The sequence below is a fragment of the Sideroxydans sp. genome, from assembly GCF_054604835.1.
This window is the reverse complement of the sequence record NZ_JBTSFG010000002.1, coordinates 172141-189214: the sequence shown is the minus strand read 5'-3', so window position 1 is coordinate 189214 and position 17074 is coordinate 172141. Positions and strand designations below refer to the sequence as shown.

Sequence of the window (17074 nt, the reverse complement as noted above, 5' to 3'; positions counted from 1 at the left end):
GAACTGAAGTAGACTTACGGGCACGGCGCTTTGGCCGTGCCCTTTTCATTTCTAGCGATGCGTTTCTTTCGACTGATCAAGATCATCTACATCGTCCTGCGCTTCGGTTTGGACGAATTCATTCTCGCGCATGAACGTACCAGCTGGCTGTTGCGCCCGCTCAATGTGCTGTTGTTCTTCCGTGACAACAAGCGTCCGCGCGGCTTGCGACTGAGGCTGGCACTGGAAGCGCTGGGGCCCATCTTCGTCAAGTTCGGCCAGTTGTTGTCGACCCGGCGCGATCTTATCCCGACCGATATCGCCGATGAACTCGCATCCCTGCAGGATCAGGTACCTCCCTTCCCTTCCGCCGTAGCTGTGGCTTTGCTTGAATCTGCCTTCGGCAGACCTTTGCAGGACGTGTTCGCCAGTTTCGATCAATTGCCGGTCGCCAGTGCCTCGGTTGCCCAAGTGCATTTCGCCGTGCTTCCGGATGGGCGCGAGGTCGCCGTCAAAGTCTTGCGGCCCGGTATCCAGCAGATCATCGAACATGACCTCGCTTTGCTCGACATCGCCGCTTCTCTCATCGAACGGCTGTGGGAAGACGGTAAGCGTCTGAAGCCAAGGGAAGTCGTCGCCGAGTTCGAAAAGACACTGCATGACGAACTGGATTTGATGCGCGAGGCGGCTAATGCCAGCCAGTTGCGCCGCAATTTCATCGATGCGACCTTGCTGCTTGTGCCCGAGATCTACTGGGACTGGTGCAGCGAACAGGTAATGGTGATGCAGCGCATGCAGGGCATTCCTGTCAGCCAGATCGCGGCGCTGCGTGAGGCAGGTATCGATATTTCCAAACTGGCCAGCGATGGCGTCGAGATCTTCTACACCCAGGTGTTCCGTGACGGCTTCTTCCATGCCGACATGCATCCCGGCAACATCCTGGTCGCGCGCGATGGCCGTTATGTGGCTTTGGATTTTGGCATCATGGGCACGCTGACCGATAACGACAAGCATTACTTGGCACACAACTTCATCGCTTTCTTCAACCGGGATTACCGGCGCGTGGCCGAGTTGCACATCGAATCGGGCTGGGCGCCTTCCTCCACGCGCATCGATGAATTCGAGTCGGCGATACGGGCTGTATGCGAGCCTATCTTCGACAAGCCGCTGCGCGAAGTCTCGTTCGGCCGCATCCTGTTGCGCTTGTTCCAGACCTCGCGTCGTTTCGGTATCCAGATACAGCCGCAATTGGTCCTGCTGCAGAAGACACTGCTGAATATCGAAGGACTGGGGCTGCAGCTCGATCCCGAGCTTGACCTGTGGAAAACGGCCAAGCCTTGGCTGGAGCGCTGGATGAGTGAACAGATCGGATGGCGCGGGTTCTTACAAGCTCTCAAGCGTGAAACGCCACGTTTTGCCACCTTGATCCCCGAGCTACCCCGGCTGATCCATCAGCGCCTGAAGCAGGAGCCTTATGAACATGCAGCACCTTTGTTGCTGGAATTGGTCGTGCAGCAGAGAATGCGTAACGGCTGGTTGTCCTTGATCGCCGCCTTGCTTGCAGCCGCGCTTGCTTTAGCCGTGTCCGTTCAGTTCGGCTAGATGAAGCCGGTTTCGGTCAGTTCCTTGGCGAGCGCTCTGTAGTCCGCCGCCCCCGGACTGTTCGGCGCATAAGCGAACACATCCAGACCATGCATCGGGCTAGTCGCCAGCGCGACCGTCTCGCCGATGCGGGTCTTGCATACCAAGTCACCGTATCGTTGCTTGAGCTTTTCGTAGATGTCGAACGAGAGCTTGCGACGGGAATCGAAGCGCGTGACGACGATGCGTCGCTCGAATGTACGCTGCAGTTTCTTTTCCAGCACATTCAATGCGCTGTCCAGTCTGTGCACACCATGCTGCGACAGGAAATCCGGGGATACCGGTATCAGCACCTTGTCCGCCGCCAGTAGCGCGTTCAGCGTCAACACACCGAGCATGGGGCAGCAATCTATCAGTATGGGTGCACCGGTCAGCGCCAATTCCTCGGCCAATCCCTGTTTCAGCTTCTTGGCGGCTTGTGGGTCGTTGCCATACATGGCATCGATCTTGGAAAGCTCCAGCGTTGCGGGTATCAGCTGCCAGCCGGCGGGGGTTTCGTACAACAGTTTGGCCAACGGCGTGCCATCCCTAAAGAATGAGGCGATGCTGTCCCGTTGGGTCGTGCCATGACGCAAGCCGGATGCCAGGCTCAGGTGTCCCTGCGGATCCATGTCCAGTGCGATCGGGCTGCGCTGGGCAAGCGATAACGCTGCCGTCAGGTTGAGGCAGGTCGTGGTCTTGCCAACACCACCTTTTTGGTTGAATACGGCGATAGTCGCCATGCTGTGTTTTTCTCCGATGATACGGGAGGCTGGATTTCCACAGTATCGTCAAGGGTGGTCAAAGCTTTAATTCCGCCTTGCCACCATTGTTGTCCTGCGTTACTCCACCGTGACGGATTTGGCGAGGTTTCTAGGCTTGTCCACATCCGTTCCCTTTTGCAGTGCTACGTAATATGCCAACAGTTGCAAAGGGGCAGTGTGCAGAATAGGGCTGAGAAAGCCCGCGTGTTCCGGCATTTGCAGGATGTGTATGCCTTCACTTGAATGTATATGGGTATTGGCATCGGCGAAGACGAATAGCTCGCCTCCGCGCGCGCGGACCTCCTGCAGGTTCGACTTGAGCTTTTCCAACAATGTGTCATTGGGAGCGACCGACACCACTGGCATGTCCTTGTCCACCAGTGCCAACGGTCCATGTTTCAATTCACCTGCCGGGTAAGCTTCTGCATGGATGTAGGAGATCTCCTTGAGCTTGAGTGCGCCTTCTGCCGCGATCGGGAAATGCATGCCGCGTCCCAGGAACAGGGCATGATGCTTGTTCGCGAAGTGCTTGGACATCTCTGCGATCTCCGGTTCCAATGCCAGAACTTTCTGCATGGCGGCCGGAAGATGGCGCAGTTCATGCAGGAATTGTTGCTCGCGCGTCTCATCCAGACGCCCGCGCACCTTCGCCATCACCAGCGTGAGCAGGAACAAGCCTGCCAGCTGGGTGGTGAACGCCTTGGTTGAGGCCACTCCGATCTCCGGCCCTGCGCGCGTCAGGAATCGCAACTTCGATTGGCGGATGATTGCGCTTTCCGGCACGTTGCAGATCGCCAGCGTGTAACCATGGCCCGTGGCCTTTGCGTGATTGAGCGCGGCCAATGTGTCGGCAGTCTCTCCCGATTGGGAGATGGTAACCACCAGTGTCTTCGGATTTGCCACGCTGGTGCGATAGCGATATTCGCTGGCGATCTCCACATTGCACGGAATACCGGCGATCTCCTCCAGCCAGTAGCGTGCGACCTGCCCTGCGTGGTTGCTGGTGCCGCAGGCTAGGATGAGGATGTTCTCTACACGCGGAAAGATATCATTTGCTTCTGCCCCGAAGATCCCCGGTACCAGAGACTGGCTGTTGCACACCGATTCCAGTGTGTCTGCCAAGGCCTGGGGTTGTTCATGTATCTCTTTTTGCATGTAGTGCTGGTACTCACCCAGCTCCACGCTGTCATTGTCCAACTCGCTGATATGGACCTGCCGTTGTACGCGCACCCCTGCGGCATCGAATATACGGTAGCTGTTTGCGCTCACTTCGACTACATCGCCCTCTTCCAGATACACGACGTTCCTTGTGACCTGCAACAGGGCCGACATATCTGAACCTACAAAGTGTTCACCCTCTCCTACGCCAAGTAGTAGCGGACTACCCTTTCTAGCCGCGACCATTTGGTGCGGGTTGTCTGCCGCTATGACGCCGATCGCATAAGCACCAACCAGCTGCGACAGTGCCATCTGTGTCGCAACCAGCAGGCTTCCTTGTGCGTAATGACTGTGGACCAAGTGTGCGATCACTTCAGTGTCAGTATCCGAGGTGAACTCGTAGCCTTGCGCGGTTAACTCACTCCGTAGTTCTTCGTAGTTCTCGATGATGCCGTTGTGCACCACGGCTATCAGTTCGCGGCTCATATGCGGGTGGGCGTTGCGCTCGCTCGGTACGCCGTGGGTCGCCCAGCGTGTGTGTGCGATGCCGACTTCACCTACGGTATGCGCGCTCTTTTGTCCCAGTTCGGCAACACGGCCTGCACTGCGCACACGCTCCAGTTTACCTTCATGCACTACTACCAAGCCGGCTGAGTCGTAGCCACGGTATTCCAGGCGTAACAGACCATTCACCAAGACTGGGACGATGTTGCGTTTTGCGACTGCTCCGACGATTCCGCACATGTTATTTCTTTCCTTTTACGGGACGTTGCCAGCCGGCAATCGTGACTTGTTTGCTGCGGGAGAGTGTCAGTTCTCCGGCAGGGGTGTCTTTGGTGATGGTAGAACCTGCGCCTATGGTCGCGCCTTTGCCAACAGTGACTGGCGCAACGAGTTGCGTATCCGAGCCGATGAATGCATCGTCCCCGATGACAGTGCGGAACTTGTTCGCACCATCGTAGTTGCAGGTGATGGTTCCCGCTCCGATGTTGACCCGACTGCCCACCGTGCTGTCCCCTATGTAACTCAGGTGGTTCGCTTTGCTACCTGGTCCGATCTCGCTGTTCTTGATCTCTACGAAATTGCCGATATGGGCATGGTCGTGTAATTCAGTACCGGGACGTAGCCGCGCGTAGGGTCCGATGTGGCAGTCAGCACCCACTTCGCTGCTATCGATATGACTGTAAGCTGCAATGTGTGTGGCATTTCCGATATTTGCGTTGCGAATGACACTATAAGCGCTGACTTTCACCCGATCTCCCAAGGTGACCTTACCCTCAAAGATGCACCCGACGTCGATCTCCACATCGCGCCCACATACCAGTTCACCGCGCACATCGATCCGTGCCGGATCGTTCAGCGTCACGCCTTGGGCCAAAAGCTTCGTGGCGATTTGTTTCTGCCACACACGCTCAAGGCTGGCCAGTTGCATCTTGTTATTGATACCTTCAACTTCCCACCCATGCGCCGGTTGGGCGGTATGTACCGCAACACCCTGCTGCACTGCCATCGCGACGATATCTGTCAGGTAGTACTCACCCTGGGCGTTGTCATTTCTCAACTTGCCTAACCATTCACGCAGTTTTGCTGTCGGGGCGAGCATGATGCCAGTGTTCACTTCGCTAATCTCCAGCTCTTCCGGAGAGGCGTCTTTCTGCTCGACGATGCGCTGCACATCACCCTCTTGATCGCGCACGATTCGACCGTAGCCTGCTGGATTGTCAAGATCGACTGTCAGCAATACAAGCCCTTCGCCCGCTTGTTGCATCTGGTGCAATGTACTATGCTGGATCAGCGGTACATCGCCGTACAGTATTAGCGTACGACTATCATCCTGCAGGTGCGGCATGGCCTGTTGTACGGCATGACCTGTGCCAAGTTGCGGTTCTTGAATGACGAATTTTGCACCGTAGAGCTGCATCGCTTGCGGTACTGCCTCGCCACCGTGGCCGTACACCACGCAGATCTGCTGGGGTTGTAACGAGATCCCGCAGTCCAGCACATGCTGAACCAGTGGTTTACCTGCCAAGTTATGCAGCACCTTCGGCCGATCCGAATACATACGCGTACCTTTGCCGGCGGCAAGGATGATGATGTTCAATGCGTTCATATTGTTCTGTGTTTCATTGATGCGCGAGTATAGCTTTCAGGCAACAAAAAAGCAGCCGAAGCTGCTCTTTTGGTGTTTCTGATACTTGAACTTTAATGCGTGTGTTTGCGCATTTGTTGGATTGCTCGCAATTGCGCGATCGCTTCAGCCAATTCAGCCTGGGCTGCTGCGTAGTCGATGTCAGAAGTACGGTTCTTCATGGCTTCTTCCGCCGCCTGCTTGGCTTCCAATGCACGCGCCTCGTCCAAATCGGCCCCGCGGATTGCGGTGTCGGCGAGGATAGTGACCACGTTGGGCTGCACTTCCAGCATACCGCCGGACACATAGATCAACTCTTCCTGCTCCTGGTCCGGACGCTTGATGCGCACAGCACCGGGTTTGATGCGAGTCATCAGGGCGGTATGGCGCGGATAGATACCCAATTCGCCCATCTCGCCCGGTACCACGACGACTTCAGCCAGCCCGGAGAAGATCTGCTCCTCCGCGCTCACCACGTCTACATGTACGGTCATTGCCATGGTTATCCCCACTAATTATTGCAGTGTTTTGGCCTTTTCGACCGCCTCTTCGATGCTGCCGACCATGTAGAAAGCCTGTTCCGGCAGATGGTCGTATTCACCATCAACGATGCCCTTGAAGCCTTTGATCGTGTCTTTCAGGGTCACGTACTTGCCCGGTGCACCTGTGAACACTTCAGCAACGTGGAACGGTTGCGACAGGAAGCGCTGGATCTTGCGCGCACGGGCCACGGCCAACTTGTCTTCCGGTGCCAGTTCGTCCATACCCAGAATCGCGATGATGTCGCGCAATTCCTTGTAGCGTTGCAACGTCTGTTGCACGCTGCGTGCTACTGCATAGTGCTCTTCACCCACGACCAGCGGATCGAGCTGGCGAGAAGTGGAATCCAGCGGATCGACCGCAGGGTAGATACCCAGCGAAGCGATGTCACGGGACAGCACGACGGTGGAGTCCAGGTGCAAGAAGGTCGTTGCTGGAGACGGGTCGGTCAAGTCGTCCGCAGGCACGTAAACGGCCTGGATGGATGTAATCGAACCGACCTTGGTGGAAGTGATACGCTCTTGCAGACGGCCCATTTCTTCGGCCAGTGTAGGCTGATAACCCACGGCGGAAGGCATACGGCCCAGCAGCGCGGACACTTCGGTTCCGGCCAGTGTGTAACGGTAGATGTTGTCCACGAAGAACAGGATGTCGCGGCCTTCGTCACGGAACTTCTCGGCCATGGTCAGACCGGAAAGTGCAACGCGCAGACGGTTACCGGGCGGTTCGTTCATCTGACCGAACACCATCGCAACTTTGGACTTGGTGAAGTCTTCCTTGTCGATAACGCCCGCGTCGGACATCTCGTGGTAGAAGTCGTTACCTTCGCGGGTACGCTCACCCACGCCGGCGAACACGGACAGACCCGCGTGCTGCTTGGCGATGTTGTTGATCAGTTCCAGCATGTTCACGGTCTTGCCCACACCCGCGCCGCCGAACAGACCCACTTTACCGCCCTTGGCGAACGGGCAAACCAGATCGATCACCTTGATGCCGGTTTCCAGCAGGTCAACGGAAGGCGACAGTTCGTCGAACTTCGGTGCAGCCTGGTGAATAGAGCGGCGCTCGTCACTCTGGATCGGACCAACTTCATCGATCGGGCGACCCAGCACGTCCATGATACGGCCCAATGTGCCGGTGCCAACTGGCACTTGGATCGGGTTGCCGGTGGCATTGACTGCCATGCCGCGACGCAGACCGTCGGACGAACCCATCGCAATGGTACGTACCACGCCGTCGCCCAATTGCTGTTCGACCTCGAAGGTCAGGCCAACTTCAGCAGTGGAGTTACCGGCATCTGCCAACGTCAAGGCTTCGTACACCTTGGGCATGCTGTCGCGCGGAAATTCGATGTCGACCACGGCACCGATACACTGAACAATCTTTCCTTGACTCATTTTAAGATTCCCCGTCTAAATTAATTCTGAATTCTTTGCCGATCAACCGATCGCCGCCGCACCGCCCACGATCTCCGAGATTTCCTTGGTGATCGCTGCCTGACGTGCTTTGTTGTAAACCAGCTTGAGCTCGCCGATGACGCTCTTGGCATTATCGGATGCGGCTTTCATCGCCACCATGCGCGAGCTTTGCTCGGAAGCCATGTTCTCTACCACCGCTTGGTACACCAAGGATTCGATGTAGCGCAGCAGCAGTTCGTCGATGACTTTTTTGGCATCGGGTTCGTAGATGTAGTCCCAGTTACCTTCGCTGGTACCCATCTTTTCACCGGTCAACGGCAGCAATTGCTCGATGCGTGGCTCCTGCTTCATCGTATTGATGAAGTGGTTATAGCTCAAGTAGATGGCATCGATCTCGCCAGCCACATAGGCATCCAGCATCGCCTTGACGGTACCGATCAGCTTTTCAATATGCGGTGTGTCACCCAAACCCGTCAGGTGTGACTGGACCTTGGCGCCGATGCGGTTCATGAAGCCAAAACCCTTGTTACCGATCGGACATACCAGAAGACCTTTACCTTCGCCTTCCCATGTTTTCATCTCGTTTATAGCGAGACGCAACAGGTTGGTATTCAAGCCACCGCACAGACCTTTGTCGGAAGTGACGACGATCAGGCCGACGTTTTTCACTGTTTCACGCTTGACCAGGAATGGATGCTTGTATTCCGGGTTAGCGCGCGACAGGTGAGCGGCGACATTGCGAATCTTCTCGGCATAAGGGCGAGCGGCACGCATGCGTTCCTGCGCCTTGCGCATCTTCGCAGCTGCCACCATTTCCATCGCACGCGTGATCTTGCGCGTATTTTCAACGCTCTTGATTTTGGTGCGAATCTCTTTACTGCCCGCCATAACTCAGCTCCCCTTAGTAGACAGCAGTTGCCTTGAACGATTCGATCGCAGCCACCAGCAGTTTTTCATTGTCGGCAGACAGATCCTTGCTGGATTCGATCGCGTCCATCAGTGCTTTGCTGTTGGTCTTCAGGTTCGTATGCAGTGCGGATTCGAATGCCAATGCCTTGGGCACAGGAACATCGTCGAAGTAGCCCTTGTTCACTGCGAACAGCGTAGTGGCCATCTCGGAGACCGACAGCGGCGCGTACTGCAGCTGCTTCATCAGCTCGGTCACCAAACGGCCGCGCTCCAGTTGCTTGCGGGTAGATTCGTCCAGATCGGAAGCGAACTGCGCGAACGCAGCCAGTTCACGGTACTGAGCCAGAGCCAGACGCACACCGCCACCCAACTTTTTGATGACCTTGGTCTGCGCAGCACCACCCACGCGGGACACCGATACACCGGCGTTGATCGCGGGACGGATACCGGCGTTGAACAGGTCGGCTTCCAGGAAGATCTGGCCGTCGGTGATCGAGATCACGTTGGTCGGCACGAACGCGGACACGTCACCGGCTTGGGTTTCGATGATCGGCAGAGCGGTCAGCGAACCGGTTTTGCCCTTGACTTCGCCCTTGGTGAAGGCTTCGACGTAATCGGCGTTCACGCGTGCTGCGCGCTCGAGCAGACGGGAGTGCAGATAGAACACGTCGCCAGGATACGCTTCACGACCGGGCGGACGGCGCAGCAGCAGCGAGATCTGACGATAGGCCCAAGCTTGCTTGGTCAAGTCGTCATATACGATCAGTGCGTCTTCGCCGCGATCGCGGAAGTATTCACCCATGGTGCAGCCGGAATATGGTGCCAGGAACTGCATCGCGGCGGAGTCGGAAGCGGTAGCGGCCACGACGATGGTGTATTCCATCGCGCCGTGCTCTTCCAGCTTGCGCACCACGTTGGCGACGGTCGAGGCTTTCTGGCCGATGGCAACGTAGATACAGGTCATGTTCTGACCCTTCTGGTTGATGATCGCGTCGACAGCGACGGCAGTCTTGCCGGTCTGGCGGTCACCGATAATCAGTTCGCGCTGGCCGCGGCCGACTGGAACCATGGAGTCGATGGACTTCAGACCGGTCTGCACGGGCTGGTCAACGGATTTACGTGCGATGACGCCCGGCGCGACCTTTTCGATCTTGTCGGTCATCTTGGCATTGATCGGGCCCTTACCGTCGATGGGCTGACCCAACGCGTTCACTACGCGACCGCGCAGTTCGGGACCAACCGGCACTTCCAGGATGCGGCCCGTGCACTTGACGGTGTCGCCTTCGGTGATGTGCTCGTACTCACCCAGAATCACGGCGCCGACAGAGTCACGCTCGAGGTTGAGTGCGAGGCCGAATGTGTTACCCGGGAATTCCAGCATCTCGCCCTGCATCACATCGGACAAGCCGTGCACGCGAACGATACCGTCGGTTACGCTGACCACCGTACCTTCGGTGCGCGCCTGGGTCAGTGCTTCGAAGTTATCGATGCGACTGCGAATCAAATTGCTAATTTCAGAAGGATTGAGCTTCATCTGGATTTCCTCATTCTTGATAATTCTTTATCAGGCTAGGGCAGTCGCCATTTCGCCAAGGCGCGTCAACGCGGATCCGTCGATGACCTTGTCTCCGGCGCGGATCACCACGCCACCCAGCAATTCTTTTTTGATGCGGCTTTCAAGCTTGATCTCGCAGCCCATGCGTTTCTTCAACGAAGCCACTATCTTGTCTTGTTGCGCAGTTGACAGTTCAAACGGAGACTCAACCACCACATTGATCGATTTTTCCGCCTCGGCTTTCAGTGCTGCAAAGCTGGCTGCGATCTCAGGCAGAACAGAAACGCGCTGATTGTCGGCAAGGATACGCACGAAGTTCTGCAGTTTGACATCCGGGCTTTTTCCCAGAAATGCCTCCATCAGCGAAGCCACTTGGGTCTTCGCAACCTTCGGATTGCCGATGATGGCGCGCACTTCGGGGTGGGAGGCTGCTTCTGCCAGAGCAATGAGTGCATCCGACCAAGCCTGTAGCGCATTCAGCTTTTGAGCTTCCTCAAAAGCTGCCTGGGCGTAGGGGCGTGCAATGGTTATGGCTTCAGACATGGCGATCAGATTTCCGCAACGAGTTTGTCGAGCAGGTCGTTATGTGCCTTCGCATCGATCTCTCGACCGAGGATCTTGCCGGCGCCTGCCAGTGCGATCGCGGACACCTGCGTACGCAGCTGTTCTTTGGCGCGGAACACTTCCTGATCGATCTCTGCTTTCGCCCCAGCGATGATGCGCTCACCTTCGACCTTGGCCTGAGTCTTGGACTCTTCCACGATCTCGCTAGCGCGTTTTTCGCTATTGCCAATGATCTCGCCAGCTTTTTCCTTGGCCTCGCGCAGGATCTCTGCGGAACGACGGGATGCGAGCTCCAGATCCTGCTTGGCGCGTTCTGCATCTGCCAGACCGTCAGCGATCTGCTTCTTGCGCTCATCCAGTGCCGCCACGATCGGGGTCCACACGAACTTCATGCAGAACCATACGAACAGCGCGAACATGATCAACTGTGCGAGAAGAGTTGCATTGATATTCATGCAAGCTTCCTTTCTAAATTATGCGTTTCGCTTGCGCGAATCAGCCCACCACTGCGAACAGAACGTACATGGCGATACCGACAGCGATCATCGGAACAGCATCGACCAGACCCATCACCACGAAGAATTGTGTGCGCAGCATCGGGATCAGCTCAGGCTGACGTGCAGCGCCTTCCAGGAAGCGACCACCCAGGATACCGATACCTACAGCTGCGCCGAGAGCGCCCAGACCCATCATCAATGCGCCAGCGATGTACAGCAGTGCGTTTGCCATTTCCATTTTCAATTTCTCCTGTTAGATAAAAGTAAAGCTAAAGTTAAAGTTAAATGAAACCGTAAATTAGTGGTGTTCCTGATGCGCCATATCCAGATAGACAACTGTCAGCGTCATGAAGATGAACGCCTGCAGGGTCACGATAAGGATGTGGAAGATCGCCCAGCCGAGAGACAGCAGAATCTGCGAACCGAACAAGGTGACGCCGCCCAGCGAGAAGCCCGCCCAAGCACCGCCCATCAGTGCGATTAGGATGAAGATCATTTCACCCGCATACATGTTGCCAAACAGACGCAGTGCCAGTGAGATCGGCTTGGCGATCAGGTTCACGCCTTCCAGCAGGAAATTGACCGGCATGCCCCACTTGCCGAATGGCTGCAGGGTCAGTTCGCCCATGAATCCACCCAGACCCTTCATCTTCACGCTGTAGTACAGCACCAGCAGGAACACGCCGATGGCCATGCCGAATGTTGCATTGGGATCGGTTGAGGGAACGACTTTGAAGAATGGCACGCCCAGCGAAGACATCAACAATGGCACCCAATCGATCGGGATCAAGTCCATCAGGTTCATCATGAACACCCAGAAGAAGATGGTCAGCGCCAGCGGTGCGACCATATTGTTCTTGGAACTGAAGGAGCCACGCACGCTGGTGTCGACGAATTCGATTGCCCACTCGCAGAAGTTTTGCAGACTGCCCGGCGCGCCTGTCACGATCGTCGTTGCTACGCGACGGAACACGAACAGGAAGATCGCCCCCAGCAGCAAAGACATGATGAATGTATCAAGATTGAGCGCCCAGAATCCCATGGCCTTAGCTTCTGCTGCGCTATGCGCGACACCCCATGTGCCATCGGGCAGCTGACCATATGTCAGGTTCTGGAGGTGGTGCTTGATGTAATCGCCCGATGTGTGAGCCGCCTCGTGGGCTACCTCGGTTGCTGCATGCGCCATTTCACTGGACATTTTGTGAGCCACTTTCCGTCTTGTTCTTTAACAATAAGCGAGCTGCCAGCAGCGTCGCCTGCCCCAATACAAATCCACTAATTACCATCAGCGGAGAATCTTTCAGCACCACCAGAACCAAGCCCAGCAGCACCACAACCGCCAGAAACCGCTCGGCAGCATAAAAATACATAAGCCGTAATTGTTGAAGCGCGTCGTGGACAGGGCGTTGAGTTGCTCGGGACATTCTCCAAGCAAGCAACGCACCGTTGAGAATGGAAATCCCTCCCCCACCTAACACTGCTATCGCATTTTGCGGCGAACTTCCCCAAGCCATGACTGCGCCTGCTGCGGACAGCGTGACCAGCATTTGCAGCCAGATCACTTGACGCGCCGATTTTTTTTCTTGTTCTTCGGCTAGGAAAAGCGGCGGGATGATAGCGGCGTTCTCACGGGGTGTCAAACACTCTTGCAGCTGTTTTCCCATGGCTTCGAGCGCTTAGCCGGCCCGGGTCAGGCGTGATATCAATTCATCCAGATGGTCATTGCTTGCATATTCGATAACGAGTTTGCCATTACCTTTTTTCCCAGATTTGATCTCTACCCGAGCTCCGATCTTTTCGGTCAACTCCTCTTGCAGGCGTTCCGTGTCTCTATTCGCCAGCTTGGGCTTGAGACCTTCTTTAGATGCAGCAGCTCCTTGTTTTTGCACCAACATCTCAGCTTCACGCACTGACAACCCTTCCAGCACCACCTTGTTTGCCAGCATGATCTGTTGTGCCGGCTCCAATGACAGCAAGGCCCGCGCATGCCCCATATCCAGCTTGTTTTCCATCAACATGCCCTGCACTTCAACCGGCAGCTTTAGAAGACGCAGCAGATTGCTGGCCGCACTTCTTGAGCGTCCAACCGCATCGGCGGCTTCCTGATGTGTCATCTGGAATTCATCTATCAGGCGCTGAATACCCACCGCCTCCTCCAGTGGATTCAGATCTTCGCGCTGGATGTTCTCGATAAGCGCCATGGCCAGCGCTGCATTATCCGGAACAACTCTCACCAATACAGGAACTTGCGTCAATCCTGCCAATTGCGAAGCACGCCAGCGGCGTTCACCGGCAATGATCTCATAACTACCGTTGGGCATTTCTCTAACCAGGATTGGCTGCATCACGCCTTGCGACTTGATAGAGGCGGCCAGTTCCTTGAGCGATTCCTCGTCCATATGGCTACGCGGCTGGTATTTTCCGGGTTTGAGCTGGTTAACATTCAATTCGCGCAATGATTCATTGGTCTTTGTTGCACCACCACCCAGCAGCGCATCCAATCCCCGACCCAGCCCCTTGTTTATCTTTGCCATTTTATTTTCCGTTCAATTTAAGTTATTGAATACCTTGATTAAACTCAGATCTATTCAAGATTTCTCCCGCCAGCGCCAGATATGCCTGCGTGCCTTTGGATTGGGCATCGTGGTACAGCACGGGCACACCGTAGCTGGGCGCTTCGGCCAATCGAATATTGCGAGGGATAACCGTGCGATAGACCTTCTCCCCGAAGTGCTGCTGCAATTGCGCAGAGACCTGCTGGGCCAGCGAGTTGCGGGGATCGAACATGGTGCGTAGCAATCCTTCGATCTCCAGCTGAGGATTCAGGCTTTCGCGCACCATGCGTATGGTGTTCACCAAATCACTCAAGCCTTCCAGCGCATAATATTCGCACTGCATCGGAATCATCACCGAATGGGCTGCGCACAAACCGTTCAGAGTCAGCAGATTCAGCGCGGGAGGGCAATCTACCAGGACATAGTCGTATTCACCTGCGACCGCCTCGATCTCTTTCTTCAGTCGTGTTTCACGACCTTCTACGTTCACCAGTTCGATTTCGGCACCCGCCAGATCTCTGCTCGCCGCCAACACGTCGTACTTACCTTGCTGATAGCTTATTCTTGCTTGAGCAATCGTGGCTTCACCCAGCAACACATCATAGACAGTCACTTCCTGCGCATGTTTGTCGATGCCACTGCCCATGGTCGCATTCGCTTGCGGATCAAGATCGACCAGTAATACGCGCTTTTTCGCCGCAGCCAGACTGGCTGCCAGATTCACTGTGGTTGTGGTCTTGCCAACCCCGCCCTTCTGGTTGGTGATTGCCATTATTCTTGCCATTCCTGTCGCTCCCTATTTCCTGCCTGCGATCACCAGACTTCTTGATGCATCAAGTCCCGGCACATGCAATGTGATGATGTGGTCGATTCTGTATTGCCCGGGAATCCCCTCTTCCATTTTCCCCTTCATTGCAGCCCATCGCCCTTCTGGAGCAAGCAAACCTTCTGTCAAACTGAAGAAATTCCCTAACTCGGTGAATGCCCGAGAGATTATCCCGTCGAACCGAATCCCTTCCTGCCAATCTTCTACTCTACCGGTATGGACTTGCACGTTCTTCAAGCCCAGCTGAATGGCTGCCTGCTGTACAAATCCAGTTTTCTTTGAATTGCTGTCCAGCAATGTGAAATCCCAGTCCGGTCGCATGATTGCAAGCACTATTCCCGGAAGCCCGCCCCCGCAGCCCACGTCCAACCATTTTCCCGCCCAAAGATGCGGCAGCACTGCCAGACTATCCAACAAATGGTAAGTCACCATCTCCGGTCCGCTGCCGATCGCGGTCAGGTTGTACACTTTATTCCATTTTTGCATCAAGGCCATATATTGGAGCAACTTTGACTGCGCGTCAGCGGTCAATTCAATACCCAGTTGACCCGCGCCATCTATCAGCATCTGGCGTTCATTTTGCATCTTCGTTGCCCGCCCGAATTGTGCGAAATCCCCGCTTCAAATGCACCAGCAGCAAGGAAATATCAGCCGGTGTGATACCCGAAATCCGGCTCGCATGGCCAATAGTTTCAGGCTTCTGCAGGTTCAATCTCTGTTGCGCTTCGATGGATAAAGCTCTTACTTCCCGGTAATCGAGTGTTGCGGGCAGTTGCAAGTCTTCCTGCGCGGCTTGTTGTTGCACCTCTTGATTCTGCTTGGTGATGTAGCCCTGATATTTGGCACCGATCTCCACTTGCTGCGCCACTACATCATCCACCACCCGCTCTCCACTATTGGGCAGCGACATCAGCGCGTCGTAGCTCACCTCTGGCCGCCTCAGCAGATCGTACAAGGAGTATTCCCGCTCTACGTTTTTTCCCAGAACACGAATAGCGTGTTCTTCGCTCAGGATCGCTGGGTTGATCCAAGTCGATTTCAAGCGCTGCTCTTCACGCGCTATAGCTTCGCGTTTTTCATCAAACGCACGCCAACGCGCCTCACTTACCACGCCCAGATTCCAGCCTATCTCCGTCAAGCGCAGGTCCGCATTGTCTTCGCGCAACTGCAGTCTGTATTCAGCCCGACTGGTGAACATCCGATAGGGCTCCGTCACACCTCTGGCGGTCAGGTCATCGACCATCACACCAAGGTAGGCTTCGTTGCGCTTCGGACTCCATGCCTCTTGCTCGCGCGCATGTCGTGCGGCATTCATTCCCGCCAACAACCCTTGGGCTGCCGCCTCTTCATAGCCTGTCGTGCCATTGATCTGCCCTGCAAAGAACAAGCCCGCAATTGCTTTGGTTTCCAGCGATCGTTTTAGCCCTCTCGGGTCGAAATAGTCGTATTCAATGGCATAGCCAGGGCGCAATATATGCGCATTTTCAAGGCCCTTGATCGAGCGCACCAACGCTATCTGCACATCAAATGGAAGACTGGTCGATATTCCGTTGGGATATATCTCATGTGTCAGCAGACCCTCTGGCTCAAGAAATATCTGATGGGAATCCTTACCGGCGAATCGGGTTATCTTGTCTTCAACGGAAGGACAATAACGGGGGCCCACCCCCTCGATCACACCAGTGAACATCGGAGAACGATCCAGCCCTCCGCGAATGATTTCATGGGTTTTTTCATTGGTTTCAGTGATCCAGCATGGCAATTGTCTCGGGTGCTGGGCTGCTTTACCCATAAACGAGAACACGGGTGCCGGATCATCTCCCCTCTGTTCTTGCATGACTGAAAAATCGATGCTGCGACCATCCAGTCTTGGTGGCGTGCCGGTCTTCAACCGCCCCACGGGCATCCCCATCTCTCGGAGTTGCTCCGAAAGCGTGATCGAGGGCGGATCGCCGGCTCGTCCAGCAGAGTAATTCGATTGCCCCACATGTATCAGGCCCGACAGAAAGGTTCCTGCCGTCAGAACAACACTTTTTGCAGAAAAGCGTATTCCCGCTTGCGTCTTCACACCCTCAACTCTATTTGCGTTGACTATCAATGCATCCACGGCCTGCTGGAAGAGCCACAGATTCGGCTGATTCTCCAGCCGCGAGCGAATGGCTTGTTTGTAAAGCAACCTGTCAGCCTGCGCCCTAGTGGCCCTGACTGCCGGGCCTTTACTGGCATTCAGAATACGAAATTGAATTCCACCTTCATCCGTCGCTGCGGCCATGGCCCCATCCAACGCATCGACCTCTTTAACAAGGTGCCCCTTCCCTATCCCGCCAATCGACGGGTTGCAGGACATTTGCCCCAGGGTTTCAATGTTATGACTGAGCAGCAGCGTCCTACAGCCAGCGCGCGCGCTTACTAGCGCCGCCTCCGTTCCTGCATGGCCGCCGCCAACAATAATCACGTCAAATTTATCGGGATAATCCATTCTATTCATGAATCACAAGGGGGGCGCATCTTACATCAGGGCAGCCAACTACAAAACCACGTTTCACGTGAAACAATTGGTT

17 protein-coding genes are annotated in these 17074 nt (G+C 55.5%); 1 reads left to right on the top strand and 16 read right to left on the bottom strand.

Annotation, left to right across the window (positions count from 1 at the left end):
* Window positions 1-57 precede the first annotated feature (57 nt).
* A complete protein-coding gene (gene ubiB / locus ACYCZ5_RS04230; RefSeq protein ID WP_461543813.1) occupies window positions 58-1581 on the top strand; it encodes a ubiquinone biosynthesis regulatory protein kinase UbiB in 1524 nt (507 codons plus the stop codon).
* On the opposite strand, the gene ACYCZ5_RS04225 is transcribed toward ubiB, so the two are convergent.
* The 16 genes from ACYCZ5_RS04225 to mnmG form a co-directional block, all read right to left on the bottom strand.
* A complete protein-coding gene (locus tag ACYCZ5_RS04225; protein WP_461543530.1) occupies window positions 1578-2342 on the bottom strand; it encodes a ParA family protein in 765 nt (254 codons plus the stop codon). The genes ubiB and ACYCZ5_RS04225 overlap by 4 nt on opposite strands.
* Window positions 2343-2441: 99 nt before the next feature.
* Window positions 2442-4265: a glutamine--fructose-6-phosphate transaminase (isomerizing) gene (gene glmS, locus ACYCZ5_RS04220; RefSeq protein ID WP_461543529.1), complete on the bottom strand. Its 1824-nt coding sequence runs from the start codon at window positions 4263-4265 to the stop codon at window positions 2442-2444.
* 1 nt (window position 4266) lies between these two features.
* Complete coding sequence (gene glmU, locus ACYCZ5_RS04215; RefSeq protein ID WP_461543528.1) at window positions 4267-5631, bottom strand: bifunctional UDP-N-acetylglucosamine diphosphorylase/glucosamine-1-phosphate N-acetyltransferase GlmU; 1365 nt, start codon at window positions 5629-5631, stop codon at window positions 4267-4269.
* Window positions 5632-5723: 92 nt separating this feature from the next.
* The gene (locus ACYCZ5_RS04210; protein ID WP_461543527.1) at window positions 5724-6149 is read right to left on the bottom strand and encodes a F0F1 ATP synthase subunit epsilon; all 426 of its coding nucleotides are present in this window, start codon (window positions 6147-6149) and stop codon (window positions 5724-5726) included.
* 15 nt (window positions 6150-6164) lie between these two features.
* The gene (gene atpD / locus ACYCZ5_RS04205) at window positions 6165-7586 is read right to left on the bottom strand and encodes a F0F1 ATP synthase subunit beta (RefSeq protein WP_461543526.1); all 1422 of its coding nucleotides are present in this window, start codon (window positions 7584-7586) and stop codon (window positions 6165-6167) included.
* Between the two features lie 42 nt (window positions 7587-7628).
* Window positions 7629-8495, bottom strand: coding sequence for a F0F1 ATP synthase subunit gamma (gene atpG, locus ACYCZ5_RS04200; RefSeq protein WP_461543525.1), 867 nt, complete (start codon window positions 8493-8495; stop codon window positions 7629-7631).
* Between the two features lie 13 nt (window positions 8496-8508).
* Entirely contained in the window at window positions 8509-10050 is a 1542-nt protein-coding gene (atpA, locus tag ACYCZ5_RS04195; RefSeq protein WP_461543524.1) for a F0F1 ATP synthase subunit alpha, read from the bottom strand.
* Between the two features lie 30 nt (window positions 10051-10080).
* The gene (locus ACYCZ5_RS04190; protein WP_461543523.1) at window positions 10081-10614 is read right to left on the bottom strand and encodes a F0F1 ATP synthase subunit delta; all 534 of its coding nucleotides are present in this window, start codon (window positions 10612-10614) and stop codon (window positions 10081-10083) included.
* Window positions 10615-10619: 5 nt separating this feature from the next.
* Window positions 10620-11090: a F0F1 ATP synthase subunit B gene (locus ACYCZ5_RS04185; RefSeq protein WP_461543522.1), complete on the bottom strand. Its 471-nt coding sequence runs from the start codon at window positions 11088-11090 to the stop codon at window positions 10620-10622.
* A 40-nt stretch (window positions 11091-11130) separates the two neighbouring features.
* On the bottom strand, window positions 11131-11370 hold the full coding sequence (gene atpE, locus ACYCZ5_RS04180; protein ID WP_212785950.1) for a F0F1 ATP synthase subunit C: 240 nt from the start codon (window positions 11368-11370) through the stop codon (window positions 11131-11133).
* Window positions 11371-11430: 60 nt separating this feature from the next.
* Window positions 11431-12330, bottom strand: a complete 900-nt coding sequence (gene atpB, locus ACYCZ5_RS04175; protein WP_461543521.1) for a F0F1 ATP synthase subunit A — start codon at window positions 12328-12330, stop codon at window positions 11431-11433.
* Window positions 12320-12796 (bottom strand): ATP synthase subunit I, encoded by a 477-nt coding sequence (locus ACYCZ5_RS04170; protein WP_461543520.1) that lies wholly within the window; start codon window positions 12794-12796, stop codon window positions 12320-12322. Before ACYCZ5_RS04170 ends, atpB begins: the two co-directional genes overlap by 11 nt.
* A gap of 12 nt (window positions 12797-12808) precedes the next feature.
* Entirely contained in the window at window positions 12809-13666 is an 858-nt protein-coding gene (locus ACYCZ5_RS04165; RefSeq protein ID WP_461543519.1) for a ParB/RepB/Spo0J family partition protein, read from the bottom strand.
* Between the two features lie 22 nt (window positions 13667-13688).
* Window positions 13689-14471 carry a ParA family protein gene (locus ACYCZ5_RS04160; protein WP_461543518.1) on the bottom strand — a complete coding sequence of 261 codons (783 nt, stop codon included), beginning with the start codon at window positions 14469-14471 and terminating at the stop codon, window positions 13689-13691.
* Between the two features lie 12 nt (window positions 14472-14483).
* Entirely contained in the window at window positions 14484-15098 is a 615-nt protein-coding gene (gene rsmG, locus ACYCZ5_RS04155; RefSeq protein WP_461543517.1) for a 16S rRNA (guanine(527)-N(7))-methyltransferase RsmG, read from the bottom strand.
* Entirely contained in the window at window positions 15088-16992 is a 1905-nt protein-coding gene (gene mnmG, locus ACYCZ5_RS04150) for a tRNA uridine-5-carboxymethylaminomethyl(34) synthesis enzyme MnmG (RefSeq protein ID WP_461543516.1), read from the bottom strand. The genes rsmG and mnmG overlap by 11 nt, the downstream gene beginning before the upstream one ends.
* Window positions 16993-17074: the final 82 nt, after the last annotated feature.